A 14,141-nucleotide genomic window follows, 5' to 3' on the forward strand; every position below is an offset into this window, starting at 1 on the left:
CCCATGGCGGGGGCGGCAGATTGTCCCCATCGCGGCGGACACGCTTGACCCCGCCCAGCCCCCGCGCCATGACCGATGTGGAAAGACAAAGGAAAGCCCATGGCCCGCACTCCAACCCCAGCACCGACCGCCAAAGATGAACGTGAAAAGTCGCGGCGGATCGGGGCTTTGGCGGCGCTGATGCCGTTCATGGTGCCCTATCGCTGGCTGATGGCTGCGGCCGGAGCGGCGTTGGTGTTGACCGCTATGATCTCGCTGGCACTCCCCCTGGCCGTGCGCCGGGTGATCGATAATTTCGGGACGGGCGAAAGCGAGTTGCTCGACCAGTATTTCGTCGCCGCCTTGCTGATTGCGGCTCTGCTCGCCGTGGGGACCGGGCTGCGCTATGCGCTGGTCACCCGGTTGGGCGAGCGGGTCGTGGCCGACATCCGTCGTGCGGTGTTTGACCGGGTAGTGGGCATGAGCCCCTCTTTCTATGAGCGTATCCTGACCGGCGAAGTGCTGAGCCGGATCACGACCGACACCACGCTGATCCTGTCTGTGATCGGGTCTTCGGTCTCCATCGCGCTGCGTAATCTGCTGATTTTTGTAGGCGGGTTGGGGCTGATGTTGCTGACCTCGGCCAAGCTTACCGGACTGGTTCTGCTGATTGTGCCTGCCGTGGTGATCCCCATCCTGACGCTGGGCCGCCGCCTGCGCGTGCTGAGCCGTGAGAACCAAGACTGGATCGCTGCCAGCTCGGGCAATGCCTCGGAGACGCTAGGCGCGGTGCAAACCGTACAGGCGTTCACCCATGAGGCGGCAAGCCGGGGCCAGTTCGCGCAGATGACCGAAGCGTCTTTCGACGCCGCGCAACGCCGCATCAAAACCCGTGCCGCGATGACGATGATCGTGATTTTTCTGGTCTTTGCGGGCGTGGTGGGCGTGCTATGGATCGGCGCGCGCGATGTGCGCGCTGATGTGATGAGCGCAGGCGCACTGGTGCAATTCGTGATCTATGCGGTCATGGTGGCGGGCGCGGTCGCCGCCCTGTCTGAGATTTGGGGCGAGTTGCAGCGCGCCGCAGGCGCCACAGAACGGCTGGTGGACCTGCTGCAAACCGAAGACACGGTGAAAGACCCGGCCCATGAGGCGCAGGTCAGACTGCCGCAACCGGTCGCGGGTAAGATCGCCTTTGAGAAGGTGCAATTCACCTATCCCGCCCGGCCCGATGTCGCGGCCCTCGATGGGATCGACCTTGAAATCAGCCCCGGCGAGACGGTGGCCTTTGTCGGCCCCTCGGGCGCGGGGAAGACGACGATCATCCAGCTGATCCTGCGGTTTTATGACCCACAGTCGGGTCGGATCACGCTGGACGGTGTCGACCTACGCGACGTAGCGCGGGATCAATTCCGCCGCGCCGTGGCGCTGGTTCCGCAGGACCCGGTGATCTTTGCCGCCACGGCTGCCGAGAATATCCGCTTTGGGCGTCCGGACGCCAGTGACGCGGAGGTTGAGGAGGCCGCCCGCGCGGCAGCGGCACATGAGTTCATCACCGCGCTGCCAGAAGGCTATGACAGCTATTTGGGCGAGCGCGGCGTAATGCTGTCGGGCGGGCAGAAACAGCGTATCGCCATCGCCCGTGCTATTCTCCGCGACGCACCGGTTCTGCTGCTGGACGAGGCGACCTCTGCACTGGATTCCGAAAGCGAAGGGCTGGTGCAGGCTGCTGTGGACCGCCTGAGTGCCGATCGCACCACGCTGATCGTCGCACATCGTCTCGCCACCGTGAAAAAGGCCGACCGCATCGTGGTCATGGAGGCCGGGCGCATCGCGGCCATCGGCACCCATGACGAACTGGTGGCGCGCGACGGGCTCTACGCACGTTTGGCGCGGCTGCAATTCACCGATGGGGCCGTCGCCGCCTGAACCATTCTTGATCCGCGCAACCCCGGCGTTACGTCACCCTCGTGTGACGTTGCGTTTGTTGTTGCCGATTGCTTGCGAAACGGCGCGTTTCGCCGCAATCTGGCGCGAGGAGAATAAGCCGGAACACCGGCATAGGGGAGGAGACACCATGACATTCGCCGGGATCGAGGACCGCAATGCAATTGCGGCGGAAATGCCGTGGGAAGACCGCGACGTGGCCAAGACGCTCTACGGGATGCTGAGCAATACGACCGCGAAATTCCCCAACCACAACGCCGTCAGCTATCAGATTTTCTCAGGTCCCAAGGACAAGGCGGAAACGCTGTCGTGGAAAGAGCTGCATGGCCGTGTGACGCAGGCCGCGAACCTGTTCCGCAGCCTTGGCGTGGGCGAAAAAGACGTGGTGGCCTATGTGCTGCCGAACTGTATCGAGACGACGATCACCCTGTTGGGCGGTGCCGTGGCCGGGATTGTCAGCCCGATTAACCCGCTGCTGGATGCCGAACAAATCGGGGCCATCCTGCGCGAAGTTGGCGCATCGGTCGTCGTCACTCTGCGGCCTTTCCCGAAAACGGATGTGGCGCAAAAGACTGCCGAGGCGGTGCAGCTTGCGCCCAAGGTGCATACGGTGCTCGAAGTCGATCTGGTCCGCTATCTCACCCCGCCGAAAAGCTGGATCGTCCCGCTGGTCCGGCCCAAGGGGATGGTGAACAATCAGGCGAAATACCTCAACTTTAACGCCGAGATCGCCAAACAAAACACATCGCTCAACTTCGAGGACGTGCAAGAGGATCGCGTCGCTTGCTATTTCCATACCGGTGGTACGACCGGGATGCCGAAGGTGGCGCAGCACAAATACTCCGGGCTGATCTACAACGGTTGGCTGGGTCATCGTCTGCTCTTCAGTGAGCAGGACAATATCATGTGTCCGTTGCCGCTGTTCCACGTCTTTGCCTGCCATGTGATCCTGATGGCCGCCGTGTCCTCTGGCGCGCATGTGGTCTTCCCCACGCCGCAGGGCTATCGCGGCGAGGGGGTGTTCGACAACTTCTGGAAGCTCGTTGAACGATGGAAGATCACCTTCATCATCACCGTGCCCACCGCGATTTCGGCCAAAATGCAGCGCCCGATTGATGCGGATGTCAGCACCGTGAAAACGGCCTTCTCCGGCTCGGCCCCGCTGCCGCTGGAGCTCTTTCGCCGCTTTGAGAAGGCCACCGGCGTCACGCTGGTCGAAGGCTACGGCTTGACCGAGGCGACCTGCCTTGTGTCCTGCAACCCAACGGATGGTGTCAAAAAGGTGGGCTCAATCGGCATCGCCTTTCCCTATTCGGATGTGCGGATCATCAAGGGCACGGCGGACGGGCCGATTGATGCGGATGTCGATGAGATCGGCGAGATCTGCGTGTCGAACCCCGGCGTCTTCGCGGGCCATACCTATGTCGAAGAAGAGAAGAACAAAGACCTCTTCTACCACGGCAAATACCTGCGCACGGGCGATCTGGGTCGGATCGACGCTGATGGCTACATCTGGATCACGGGCCGCGCCAAAGACCTGATCATTCGCGGCGGGCACAACATTGACCCGGCTGAGATTGAGGAGGCGCTTTTGGGCCATGAGGCTGTCGCCTTTGCCGGGGCCATCGGTCAGCCCGACGCCCATGCGGGCGAGGTGCCCTGCGCCTTTGTCGAACTGGTGGACGGCGCCAATGTGACCGAGGAAGAGTTGCTGGCTTTCGCCCGTGAGAAAGTGGCAGAACGCGCGGCCCAGCCAAAACACCTCAAGATTATGGATGAACTGCCCAAGACCGCTGTCGGTAAGATTTTCAAACCCGATCTGCGCAAGGATGCCATTACGCGGGTCTATAACGGCAGCCTTGAGCAGGCCGGGTGCGCCGCGCGGGTGACCGACGTGATCGACGACAAAAAGCGCGGGCTGGTGGCCAAGGTCACGATGAACGGCGCATCACATGATGACGTGTCCAAAGTGCTCAGCGTCTATACACGCCCGTGGGAGCCTGCGAGCTAAGCTGCGCAAAGGCGGGGCGGCTAAACTGCCCCCATCCCCCCTAAATATCCAGATTGCAGCCCCGCTGCGTTGCGCCGATGCACAATTCCTGTGTGTCGGCGCAAAAAATTTGGGCTATTTTGCCTATAGTTAGAGGTCGGCCTTTCGCGTCAGGCATAGCGCCTATGCAAATTCTGCGGGTTCAAACTACGGTCAGAGCGTACTACTTCTGCATTGCAGCATTAATAATGCACTTGCAGCATTCTGAAAGGAGTTGCGCTTATGACGATGGCAATCTCACGTGGCACCACCCTGAGCTCCGCGCTCGATGGGCTTCACCACACCTATGACGGCCTGCGCCGTCGTGTGGCCCAGATGAAGGCCCGGCGCGCAGCTTACAACCGAACTTTCACAGAACTTAACGCACTGAGTGATCGCGAACTGTCGGATATCGGCATCGCGCGGTGTGACATCCGACGTCTCGCGTCGGAAGAACTTTTGAAGGAACAGACCTATGAAGTATAACAACACCCTATCCGCCCCTCACGGTTTCTCCCTGCGGGATGCGACGGCACCGGTCCTCGGTGCGCTCGGCACCGCTGCGGGCAAAGTGGGCAACATGCTGGCGCGTGGCGTCACCCAGATGCAGATTTCGCGTATGCAGTCCGTGTTGAACGGCATGAGCGACGAGCAGCTGGAACGCGCGGGCATCGAACGCAACCAGATCCCGCAGCACGCCGAAGCGCTGGTCACCGAAGAATACGACGGTCTGTAAGCCCGCAGGCTTGCACCCTTCAGGAATCAATGTCGCGCTCTGAGCGCCGCATTGTCAGGCGTCGGACCCCGTTCCTCCCCGGGTTGATCTGACACCGCATTTTAACGGTCCTCCTCCCGGACCCGTTATACCGGCCGGCAAGCTTACCTCCTCCCAAGCTTGCCGGCCCATGCTTTCCCCGCTTTCGATCAAGGTGCCGCGCTGTCGAGCCAAAGGGTCACCGGCCCGTCATTGACCAGCGCCACGGACATATCCGCGCCGAAACGCCCCGTCTGAACTGGAATATCCAAGGCGGTGAGGCTGCGGGCGAAATGCGCATAGAGCGTTTCGGCCATGTCGGGCTTTGCCGCGCCGGAAAAACCGGGTCGGTTGCCGCGTGAGGTATCGGCGGCGAGGGTGAACTGGCTCACGACCAAGGCTGCGCCGCCGGTCTTAGCGAGGCTCAGGTTCATTTTACCGCCCTCATCCTTGAACAGCCGCAGTTTCGAGATTTTCAGCGCCAGCTTCTCTGCCGTTTCTTCCGTGTCCTCGGGCATGGCGCAAACGAGGATCAGCAGGCCGTGTCCGATCTCTCCGATGATCTCACCTTCGACCGTGACCGACGCCTCGGTCACCCGTTGCAGCAATGCGCGCATGTCAGTCTTTCCAATCGATAATGTCTGAGGGGGTCGCCCGTTCGGTGCGGAAGGCGTTGGCCGGGTGGTCGCTGTCTGCATAGCCAAAGGAGATAGCGCAGAGCACCAGTCGATCTTCGGGCAGGTCAAGCACCTCACGCACCAAGGGCGCATAGGCGGCGATGGCAGCCTGCGGGATGCTGGCCACGCCAAGCGCTGTGGCGGCGAGGGTGAAGGCCGTGACGAAGCCGCCGCAATCCATCGCGCCATAGGGGCCAAGCTCGGCAGGGGAGGTCACGATGGCCACATGCGGCGCATCAAAGAGCGCGTAGTTGCGCAGCATCTGCGCCTTACGCGCTTCGCGGTCAGACTTGGCGATGCCCACCGCATCATAGAGCTGGAACCCGCAGGTGCGCCGCCGCTCGGCATAGGCGCCGGAGTAGCCTTTGGGCCATGGTAGATCGGGTTCAACCGGGGCGCCCTCGCTCGCGGCTTTGAGGAGTGCGCCGCGGAAGGCTTCTGTGCCAGCGCCCCGCGTCACGGTCACTTGCCATGGCTGGGCATTGCACCACGATGGCACATGGCGTGCGGCGCTAACGATCTGGGTGATGGTTTCCTCCGGCAGCGGGTCGGGCCGAAAGGCGCGGCAGGAATGGCGCGTCTGCAAGAGGTCGGTAAACTGGTCGTAACTCTGGGTCATTGCTGTGCCATGAAATAGCCAACGATGGCGGCGGCAATCAGCCCCAGCACCACGGCAAAGGCGATCTTGATTGCGGAATAGGGGCGTTCGCCCTGCACCTTGCCCGAATGCCCGTTAACCACGAAGCGATAGGTCTTGCCACGGTACTTATAGGCGGCCAGCCAGACCGGTAGTAGGATATGTTTGAAGGTCACGTCACTGATCTGCGTGTTGATGTCATGCACGCGCTGACGGTCACCGCCGATGTCGAACTTCACGTCGCGTTCAATCACCCGGTCCATATGGGCGCTGGCCTGAACGAAGCCTTCCTCCAGCGTGACGCCGTAGGCCTCGGCCCGAAAACCGGCGAGGTATTCGGGCGCATAGGGTTCCAGCGCGGACAGGTCCCAAGGGTGCAGCGCATCGGTGTGTTTCTTGGGCAGAGACCGGGAGGCCAGCACCAGCACGTCGTCAAAGAACCGCGCCACCCGGCCCGAGGCCGCCCGCCAGCGCACTTTCGGCACCTGCTGCTGCACGCGCTTGCCGTCGCGCATGACCGTTTGCGTGACGTAATAGACCGTGCCCCGTTCGCCGCGATAGCTGGAGGCCGTCTGCGCGTCATAGGTCCAGTAGGGCACGTAAATCCCCTGCATTTTCCGCCCCTTGCGGGCATATTGCTGCAAGCCATTGGGCGCGAACCAGAGGCTGCCCAGCCAGTCTTTCATCGCGCTGCGGGCGCTTTCTTCGGATTGGGCGAAGGGCAGCACGGCGCGGGGTTTGATGTGACGGTTGGTGCCGGTATCGACCACGATTGGCGTGGCGCAGAAGGGGCATTCGGTGGCGTGTTTGCCAGCCTCGAACTCCACCTCCGCCGCGCAGTTGGGGCAGGTGGTGACGCGGGTCTCTTCCATCTCGACGGCGGGCAGCGCGGCCTGCAAGCCTGCGCGAAAATCTTGCTCGGCGATGGCATGGGCGTGGCGGCCTGTGCCGTCGATCGGTTCAACATTGCCGCAGTGGTCGCAGATCAGCAGGGACTGCGCCGGGTCAAAGCGCATGTCAGAGCCGCAGGTATCACAGGGGAAACGGTGCTCTTCAAGCGGGGCGGCAGGGGGCAGATCGGTGGCGGACATGAGATATGCTTTGCAAGGTCAATCGCGGCGGAGCCTAGCGGCCTTGGGGGGCATGGGCCAGACCTTGAACCTCACAAAAAGCGGTGCAGGCATTTCGGCGCCATGATCCGCAGTGCGTTGTCGCGCAGGCGCAAGTGGCGCCAAAGATGAAACAGCGCATGGGCGCCCGCAATGGCGGCCAAAAGGTAGAATTCATAGATGTGGATTTTGCCAATCAGATCATGCGCACGCGGCAGGTTCAGCGGCGGGGCCACCGGCACCAGATCGCCCGCCATAAAGAGACGCGGTGCAGTAAGACCAAGGCCAAAGCCCGTGAGTGCCACGCCAAACAGCCCCCAAATCAACGCCTTATGCATCCACTGGTGCACATGCCGCGCCCAAGGCGGCAGCTTTGGCCCCGGTCGGCTGGCAAGACCCCGGCGCAGGTAATCGGCAGTCCAGAGCAGACAGGCGGTGACAAAGACCAGCCCCAGCAGCGAATGGATACGAAAGGCCGTGGGGCCAAAGGGCAGTACATCAGCGGGGGTCACAAGGATGAACCAAATCAGCAGCGGCACCATCGACCAATGCAGCACCTTGAGGGCGCTGCGGCGGTGCGGAAATTTGAGGCGCGTGATCATAGGAAAACCACGGGCAGGCGCGCGCAAAAGTTTCACTTGGCGCGCCACCAGATCATCCCGTGGCTGGCGGCGGGGGAGGTGGCATCACGGTGAAAAGTTGCGCCAGTTCGGCCACATCCTCGGCCCGCTGCCAGCCGTCTTGGCCCGGCGTCCAGACCAGAGAATCGCGGGTAAGGCCGCCGTCAGTCACCTTGCGCCCCATAGCGGCCTTGGAGAAGGGGCCAGAGGTCGCGCCATCCTTGGCGATGTGCCAGACTTTTTCGACCGGCGGTGGGGGCGGCGGCACGGGGGCGGCGGCAGTCGGGGCAGGGCGCGCGCCCCAGGGGCCGGCCTGCGCGGTGGCGGCCTGCGCCATGCTCATCCCCAGCCCCGCGCCAAGACCGGTTTGCATCGCCGCACCCCCGGCGCCATCTCGGCCAAGGGCTTCGGCGGCTTGGAACTGCATGTATTCGTTTAGATTTCCGACCACGCCCATCGAAGTGCGCTTGTCCATCACCGCTTCGACCGCGGGCGGGAGCGAGATGTTTTCGATGTATAGCTCCGGCATCGCCAAACCGTATTCCGCGATCTGCGCGGCGATGTCCTTGCCTACCAACTGCCCCAGCTCGCGCGTGTTGGCGGCCATGTCGAGCACCGGGATGCCAGAGGATGCCAGCGTGCGTGAGAAGGCTTGAACGATGATGTTACGAATTTGGTAAGAGATTTCGTCCATGGTGAATTCACCATCGGTGCCGACGATCTCGGTCAGGAATTTCGCCGGGTCGCTTACCCGCACCGAATAGGTGCCATAGGCCCGCAGGCGCACGGGGCCAAACTCAGGGTCGCGGGCGATGATCGGATTTTTTGTGCCCCATTTTAGATCGTTAAACCGAGTTGTGTTGACGAAGTAGATTTCGGATTTAAACGGGCTTTTGAAGCCGTGATCCCAGTGTTGAAGCGTCGTCATGATCGGCATGTTGTTGGTCTCAAGCATATAGAGACCGGGGGTGAAGACATCCGCCAACTGCCCCTCATGCACAAAGACCGCTGCTTGCCCTTCGCGCACCGTCAGCTTGGCGCCGTATTTGATCTCATGGCCTTCACGCTCAAACCGCCAGACCATCGTGTCGCGGGTGTCGTCGGTCCAGTGAATGACGTCGATGAACTGGCCAGAGAGGAAATCGAAAATGCCCATGGGGATGGTCCTTATTCTTTCGTCGTAAGGGTGCGTTACACCGGCCCGTCCGTCAACTCGCGTGCGATGATCCGGGTGATCGGGTTAACCTGCTCCGCCGTCATGCCGGGGCGCAGACGCGTGTCGTAGAGCATCTTGAGCAGAAGCTCGTCGTGTCGGGTCAGCAGGGCAAATTCGTCGTCGTCGTTAAAGATCGAAGGCCGCGCGGCGGGGCTGTCGTTGGCCAGACCCAGCCCCTGGGCCAGTTCTTCGTGGATGCACGACAGCCGGAGCAATTCGGGGTTTTCCGAGCGGATCACAGCCACGGCGGCGGTATAGACATTAGGATTGTCGCCAGCAGCATAGGCGGCCACGGCGCAATAGGTGTCGCGGCGCATGTTGCGCATGGCCCGCAGCGAAGATTTGCTGACCCCCGCCACCTTTTCTGCCGCTTGCGCCAGCGCATCGACGCGGTCGTCTTCGGACGCAACGATGACCATGAAATTCGGCCTGTCACTGACCGAGACCGAATGGCCGGTGACCCGCGCCAGGCGGCGGACAAAGGCGTTGATCTTGGCGGTGTCAGAGCGGCGCTGCGAGGGCGGCACGCTGTCGCCAAAGATGATCTGCATCCGCACTGGCGATTCCCAACGACGCAGCGGGCTTGCACCCCCCTGGCCCGAGAAATCCCCGTCATATTCATTGTAGAGCGCGATCTGCTCAAAGTTTCGCGCCAGCATCTCGCTGGTGAAAGGCGTGTCTTCCCCGCCGCCGTCTTGGCGCAACAGGTCTTGGCCCAATTGCGCCTTTTCGACCTGATGCAAATAGCTGCGCAGCATGGCGCTTTTTTGCGATGTGGGCTGGGCCACCACCGGCGCGGGCGGGGGCGCCACCGCAGGGCGGGCCTGCGGTTTGGCAACCTTTTGCAAGACAGGCTCAGGCTCAGCGCAGGCCGCTAATAGCGTGCTCAGCGCCAGCGCCCCCACGGCGCGCAGATGTCTGCGCAAACGTCCTTGCATTGCCTGTTCCCTCACCTTGGCCTTAGCTCGGAACCGCGTTGCTGGTGGTGTCTCCCAAACCCGTTTCGCGGGCTTTGGCGGACGCCAAGGTGTCGCGCAGACGGCCTTCCATCTCTTGCAACTCCTTCTCGGCATTAGCGCGTTTCGCCTTGCCCTCATCGGCGATTTGCAAAGATTCCTCAATGGTGCCGATGAGGTCTTCATTGGCCTGTTTCACGGCTTCGATGTCGAATACGCCGCGCTCCATTTCCTGACGGATCACCTTATTGCTGTCGCGTAGATTCTTGGCGTTGGAGGTGAGCAATTCGTTGGTCAGATCGTTTGCCTCGCGCACCGCATGGGCGGCTTCGCTGCTGCGTTGGATGGTGACGGCCTGCGCCAGTTGGGTTTCCCACAGCGGTACGGTGTTCACCAAGGTCGAGTTGATCTTGGTCACGAGGCTCTTGTCGTTCTCCTGCACCAGACGGATCGAAGGCAGGGATTGCATGGTGACCTGCCGCGTCAGTTTCAGATCATGCACCCGACGCTCCAGATCATCTCGCGCGGCGCGCAGGTCGCGCAGCTCTTGGGCGCGCATGACTTGGTCGTCCTCGCCCGCCTTATCCAGCGCGGTCTGCTTGGCGGGGATGGTCTTGTGGTCAAGCTCTACGATCTTGGCCTCACCGGCAGAGATATAGAGCGCCAGTTCGTCATAGAACTGCAGTGTCTTCTCATAGAGCAGATCAAGGGATTTGATGTCTTTCAGCAGCGTATGCTCATGGGCCAGCAGGTTGTCGGTGATCCGGTCGATCTGGCCCTGCACCTCTTCGAAACGCGCGGTGAATTTGGCGAAAGGGGTGGCGCGGCCCAGCAGTTTCTCCCACCAGCTTTGTTTGCGCCGCACGTCAAGTTCCGAGACCGAGAAGCCGCGAATCGCGCTGACCATGGTGCGCAGGCTGTCCCCCGCGGGGCCGACATCCTTGTTGCGCACATCGGCCAACATGGCTTGGCTGATTTCTTGCAGCTCGGCCTGCGCAGCGGAACCAAAGGCGACGATGGACTGGGTGTCAGTCACATCGATCTCGGCCATGCGCTTTTGAATTTCGGCGCTTTGCGTAGGATCGGCCTTGGCCAAGGGGACGATGGCATTGGCATCCGCAGGTTCGGGCAGAACGGTTGCGTTTACTTCTTCGACCAGACCTTGCGACTGGGCAGCTTTTTCACGGACGGCATCGGTCATCACTGATCTTCCTTAGTATTTACAGGGGCGGGCTGTTCGAGCCGGACCCCCTCACGGGAGAGACGCGCGCGCAGCACGTCGATTTCGACATTCAGATCGCTGCGGTCGTCGAGCAGGGATTTCGCCGTGCGGGCGGCAAAATTCTCATCCAGATCGTCGAGCAGCGCGAGGTAGTCATCGCGGGCTTGGTCATCGCGGTTGCGGGCGTAAAGATCGGCGAACTTCACCGTTGCATCATGCGCGCCGCGCAAATAGACGACAAGGTATTTGCGCGCGGCGGTCAGGTCGCGGGGGTCTTCTTCGACGGTGCGGATCAGCTGGCGGGCGGTCTCTTGGAAATCCGCCAGCCGCGCTTCGGCGCGGCGGTCTCCGGCGCGTAGGATGGCTTGGCTCATGCCCGAGAGCAGTTTCTCGGCCTCATCTACCACGCGGGCAACGCGGTCTTGCTGGAAGGTGTCGATGCCCTTCATCCCTTTGTTTTTCAACGGATCAACGCCAAATGCCGCGAGGTGCAGCGCCATGGCCGCGATGCCATAGAGCACGGCTGCGGTAAGGCTGGGTTCATTGGTATATGCCGCAAGCCCCGCACCCAGACCAGCCAGCACTGCGGCGAGGATTTTGCGCGGCAGGACAGGGCGGCGGGCGACCTTGCGCTCGTTATACTCCGCCTCGGCCAGCAAACCTTCGCGCAAAAGCCAGACGCCGGAGGCCAAAAGGAACGCGCCGCCAAGCCCGAGGATCAGCGTGCCCGCCCCAGCAGTGAGTGAGGTCGCGGCCAGCAGGACCGGGGGGAGGAACAGGAGATTCACACGCCCGCCCGCAGGGTCGACCCGCAGTCGCTGCGTTTTGCGCGGGGTGGTGCCGAGCTTTACGTCCGTGCCGGGGCTATATCGGCCCCCAAAACGTTGCGCCATAGATCACAACCCCCCGAGAAAACCGCTGGTCAGGCCAAGCAGTACAACCAGCAAAGCGCCGTAGGCGATTTTCTGAAAGGTTGTTGGCGCCATCATGTTTCCCCTTTTGCTGCCCCAGATGGGGCGCAATGCCGTGCCAGCACTGTCTGCCGCGCGCCCCAAGAGAGAGGCCGCGCCGAGGATGATAACCACGAGCGCAGCCAAGGCCACCAAAAACATCACTATTCGCGCCATATTGCCCTTTTCTGACAGCGGTTTCACGCTTGTCTTGCCTGCCGTTCTCTTGTCAACGCGCGCCTCATGGCAGCGTTCCGACAGCGCAAATGGCTTGGCTTGCGGCAAAGCCAATCAGCGACGGGGTTTGGGGCCCCGGCTGCTGGGCTTTGCACCCGGTCTCGCGCCCGGCTTTGCATTTGGTCGGCCTGTCGGAAGCGCGCCCGGTTTGCCACTGGGCTTGCCCAGTGCGGCCTTGCCATGCGGTGCGTTCTTCGCTTTGCCACCGCCACGGCGGGGCGGCGGGGTATCGTCTTCGCCCGGCTCCACAGGCAGGCCGGGCTGGCCCGCGCCGCCGAAACCACCGGGCTTACGACGCGGCGGGCGGCGCACGGCACTGGGTTTCTTGACGGCGGTGCCGGTCGGGTCTTCCAACTCAAGACCAAGTTGATCGCGCACGACCTTGCGACGCAGTTCTTCGACTTCGCCAGTTTTCAACTCGCCCAGTTGGAACGGGCCGTAAGAGATACGGATCAGCCGGTTAACGGTCAGGCCCACGGCCTCCATCGCGCGGCGAATCTCGCGGTTGCGGCCTTCGCGCAGGCCAATGGTCAGCCAAGCGTTGGCGCCTTGCTGGCGGTCCAGCGTCACATCCATCGGCTGAAAGTTTTCGCCCTCAACGGTGATGCCGCGGCGCAGCGGCTCAAGCATCTCGTCGGTCGGACGGCCATTCACCCGCGCGCGGTAGCGGCGCAGCCAGCCGGTGCTGGGCAGTTCCAGCCTGCGTTTCACGCCGCCGTCATTGGTCAGCAGCAAGAGCCCTTCGGAATTGAGATCAAGCCGACCCACGGTCATCACGCGGGGCATGTCCTCGGGCAGGGCGTCAAAGATCGTCTCGCGGCCCTTTTCATCAGAGTTCGTCGTCACCAAACCGGTGGGCTTATGATACAGCCAGATGCGCGGCGGCTCGGGCGCGCCGACGGGGGTGTTGTCGACGGTGATCTTGTCTTCGGGCGTGACGTTCAGGGCGGGCGAGGTGATCTGCTCACCGTTCACACGCACGCGGCCTGCCTCGATCATGCGCTCGGCCTCACGGCGCGAGGCGATGCCTGCGCGGGACAGCACTTTGGCGATGCGGGCGCCCTTCGCTGTGCTGGCGTCAGCAGCGGAAGAATCATCAGTCGGGCCGGAGCCGGAGAGGGGTGGTTTTGCGTCCATACTCTGCGCTTACCCTGTTTCACGCCCTTGCGAAAGGGTGGCGTTTGCGGCCATGTGAGCGGATGGAGTTTCGCTCATATATGGGTCAGGCGCTGGATCAGGCGCGGGCAGCGGCCACACGCGGCGAGGTGCCGGTGGGGGCCGTGGTGGTCTCTCCGACGGGCAAAATCGTGGCGGCGGCGGGCAATGAGACCCGCGCGCGCCATGATCCCACGGCCCATGCCGAAATGCTGGCCCTGCGCGCCGCCTGTGCGGCGGTGGGGTCAGAGCGACTGATTGGTCACACGCTTTATGTCACGCTGGAGCCTTGTGCGATGTGCGCAGGCGCCATCGCGGCGGCGCGGGTTGAGCGGCTTTTTTACGGCGCGGCGGATCCAAAGTCTGGCGGGGTGGCGCAGGGGGCGCGGGTGTTTGCACATCCGCAGTGCCATCATGTGCCGCAGATTTTCGATGGGATCGCAGCGCGAGAAGCAGAGGAGCTGCTTGTCGGCTTCTTTCGGGAAAAGAGGGACCGATAGCTGGGCAGCGCCGGACCGGGGGATGGCGGTCCTTCGTTGGCAGTTTGGCAATTTATGGCTGCTGCCGTGGCGCGCCCTCCACCGGCTCATCCAGCATTTGCCAAAGCGCCAGCCCATCGCACCAGAGGCGCGCTGTTAAATTGTCGGCACGCC

General features: G+C 62.5%; 15 protein-coding genes. 5 read left to right on the plus strand and 10 right to left on the minus strand.

Annotated elements, in window-relative coordinates; translation table 11 throughout:
* The first annotated feature begins 99 nt into the window (after positions 1 to 99).
* The 4 genes from K3759_RS04380 to K3759_RS04395 all read left to right on the plus strand — a co-directional run bounded on the left by K3759_RS04380 (position 100) and on the right by K3759_RS04395 (position 4,691).
* Complete coding sequence (locus K3759_RS04380) at positions 100 to 1,908, plus strand: ABC transporter transmembrane domain-containing protein (protein WP_259984490.1); 1,809 nt, start codon at positions 100 to 102, stop codon at positions 1,906 to 1,908.
* 148 nt (positions 1,909 to 2,056) lie between these two features.
* Positions 2,057 to 3,937 (plus strand): acyl-CoA synthetase, encoded by a 1,881-nt coding sequence (locus tag K3759_RS04385; RefSeq protein ID WP_259984491.1) that lies wholly within the window; start codon positions 2,057 to 2,059, stop codon positions 3,935 to 3,937.
* A gap of 261 nt (positions 3,938 to 4,198) precedes the next feature.
* Positions 4,199 to 4,441 carry a DUF1127 domain-containing protein gene (locus tag K3759_RS04390; protein WP_259984492.1) on the plus strand — a complete coding sequence of 81 codons (243 nt, stop codon included), beginning with the start codon at positions 4,199 to 4,201 and terminating at the stop codon, positions 4,439 to 4,441.
* A complete protein-coding gene (locus K3759_RS04395; protein WP_259984493.1) occupies positions 4,431 to 4,691 on the plus strand; it encodes a hypothetical protein in 261 nt (86 codons plus the stop codon). The genes K3759_RS04390 and K3759_RS04395 overlap by 11 nt, the downstream gene beginning before the upstream one ends.
* 188 nt (positions 4,692 to 4,879) lie before the next feature.
* Here the strand turns inward: K3759_RS04395 and dtd are convergent, their stop codons facing one another.
* From dtd to K3759_RS04445, 10 genes are all read right to left on the minus strand, one after another.
* Positions 4,880 to 5,326, minus strand: coding sequence for a D-aminoacyl-tRNA deacylase (gene dtd, locus K3759_RS04400; protein ID WP_259984494.1), 447 nt, complete (start codon positions 5,324 to 5,326; stop codon positions 4,880 to 4,882).
* Position 5,327: 1 nt separating this feature from the next.
* Positions 5,328 to 6,005, minus strand: coding sequence for a nitroreductase (locus tag K3759_RS04405; RefSeq protein WP_259984495.1), 678 nt, complete (start codon positions 6,003 to 6,005; stop codon positions 5,328 to 5,330).
* Positions 6,002 to 7,114, minus strand: coding sequence for a TFIIB-type zinc finger domain-containing protein (locus tag K3759_RS04410; RefSeq protein ID WP_259984496.1), 1,113 nt, complete (start codon positions 7,112 to 7,114; stop codon positions 6,002 to 6,004). The genes K3759_RS04405 and K3759_RS04410 overlap by 4 nt, the downstream gene beginning before the upstream one ends.
* A 71-nt stretch (positions 7,115 to 7,185) precedes the next feature.
* Positions 7,186 to 7,734 (minus strand): cytochrome b/b6 domain-containing protein, encoded by a 549-nt coding sequence (locus K3759_RS04415; protein WP_259984497.1) that lies wholly within the window; start codon positions 7,732 to 7,734, stop codon positions 7,186 to 7,188.
* Positions 7,735 to 7,786: 52 nt separating this feature from the next.
* A complete protein-coding gene (locus tag K3759_RS04420; RefSeq protein ID WP_259984498.1) occupies positions 7,787 to 8,908 on the minus strand; it encodes an SPFH domain-containing protein in 1,122 nt (373 codons plus the stop codon).
* A 35-nt stretch (positions 8,909 to 8,943) separates the two neighbouring features.
* A complete protein-coding gene (locus tag K3759_RS04425) occupies positions 8,944 to 9,906 on the minus strand; it encodes a DUF2927 domain-containing protein (protein WP_259984499.1) in 963 nt (320 codons plus the stop codon).
* 22 nt (positions 9,907 to 9,928) lie between these two features.
* On the minus strand, positions 9,929 to 11,125 hold the full coding sequence (locus K3759_RS04430; RefSeq protein ID WP_259984500.1) for a toxic anion resistance protein: 1,197 nt from the start codon (positions 11,123 to 11,125) through the stop codon (positions 9,929 to 9,931).
* On the minus strand, positions 11,125 to 12,039 hold the full coding sequence (locus tag K3759_RS04435) for a 5-bromo-4-chloroindolyl phosphate hydrolysis family protein (protein ID WP_259984501.1): 915 nt from the start codon (positions 12,037 to 12,039) through the stop codon (positions 11,125 to 11,127). Before K3759_RS04435 ends, K3759_RS04430 begins: the two co-directional genes overlap by 1 nt.
* A 3-nt stretch (positions 12,040 to 12,042) precedes the next feature.
* Entirely contained in the window at positions 12,043 to 12,300 is a 258-nt protein-coding gene (locus tag K3759_RS04440; protein WP_259984502.1) for a hypothetical protein, read from the minus strand.
* An 87-nt stretch (positions 12,301 to 12,387) separates the two neighbouring features.
* On the minus strand, positions 12,388 to 13,470 hold the full coding sequence (locus tag K3759_RS04445) for a pseudouridine synthase (protein WP_259984503.1): 1,083 nt from the start codon (positions 13,468 to 13,470) through the stop codon (positions 12,388 to 12,390).
* A gap of 62 nt (positions 13,471 to 13,532) precedes the next feature.
* Here K3759_RS04445 and K3759_RS04450 point away from each other — a divergent pair, with 62 nt between their 5' ends.
* Positions 13,533 to 13,988: a nucleoside deaminase gene (locus K3759_RS04450; protein ID WP_259984504.1), complete on the plus strand. Its 456-nt coding sequence runs from the start codon at positions 13,533 to 13,535 to the stop codon at positions 13,986 to 13,988.
* Positions 13,989 to 14,141 lie beyond the last annotated feature (153 nt).

The organism is Sulfitobacter sp. W027, assembly GCF_025143985.1.
In the GTDB taxonomy this organism is placed as follows: domain Bacteria; phylum Pseudomonadota; class Alphaproteobacteria; order Rhodobacterales; family Rhodobacteraceae; genus Sulfitobacter.

What these genes read in the sequence shown, in the direction of transcription:
- K3759_RS04380 (WP_259984490.1), top strand. Translation starts at nt 100, where the DNA reads ATGGCCCGCACTCCAACCCCAGCACCGACCGCCAAAGATGAACGTGAA.
- K3759_RS04385 (WP_259984491.1), top strand. Translation starts at nt 2,057, where the DNA reads ATGACATTCGCCGGGATCGAGGACCGCAATGCAATTGCGGCGGAAATG.
- K3759_RS04390 (WP_259984492.1), top strand. Translation starts at nt 4,199, where the DNA reads ATGACGATGGCAATCTCACGTGGCACCACCCTGAGCTCCGCGCTCGAT.
- K3759_RS04395 (WP_259984493.1), top strand. Translation starts at nt 4,431, where the DNA reads ATGAAGTATAACAACACCCTATCCGCCCCTCACGGTTTCTCCCTGCGG.
- dtd (WP_259984494.1), bottom strand. Translation starts at nt 5,326, where the DNA reads ATGCGCGCATTGCTGCAACGGGTGACCGAGGCGTCGGTCACGGTCGAA.
- K3759_RS04405 (WP_259984495.1), bottom strand. Translation starts at nt 6,005, where the DNA reads ATGACCCAGAGTTACGACCAGTTTACCGACCTCTTGCAGACGCGCCAT.
- K3759_RS04410 (WP_259984496.1), bottom strand. Translation starts at nt 7,114, where the DNA reads ATGTCCGCCACCGATCTGCCCCCTGCCGCCCCGCTTGAAGAGCACCGT.
- K3759_RS04415 (WP_259984497.1), bottom strand. Translation starts at nt 7,734, where the DNA reads ATGATCACGCGCCTCAAATTTCCGCACCGCCGCAGCGCCCTCAAGGTG.
- K3759_RS04420 (WP_259984498.1), bottom strand. Translation starts at nt 8,908, where the DNA reads ATGGGCATTTTCGATTTCCTCTCTGGCCAGTTCATCGACGTCATTCAC.
- K3759_RS04425 (WP_259984499.1), bottom strand. Translation starts at nt 9,906, where the DNA reads ATGCAAGGACGTTTGCGCAGACATCTGCGCGCCGTGGGGGCGCTGGCG.
- K3759_RS04430 (WP_259984500.1), bottom strand. Translation starts at nt 11,125, where the DNA reads ATGACCGATGCCGTCCGTGAAAAAGCTGCCCAGTCGCAAGGTCTGGTC.
- K3759_RS04435 (WP_259984501.1), bottom strand. Translation starts at nt 12,039, where the DNA reads ATGGCGCAACGTTTTGGGGGCCGATATAGCCCCGGCACGGACGTAAAG.
- K3759_RS04445 (WP_259984503.1), bottom strand. Translation starts at nt 13,470, where the DNA reads ATGGACGCAAAACCACCCCTCTCCGGCTCCGGCCCGACTGATGATTCT.
- K3759_RS04450 (WP_259984504.1), top strand. Translation starts at nt 13,533, where the DNA reads ATGGAGTTTCGCTCATATATGGGTCAGGCGCTGGATCAGGCGCGGGCA.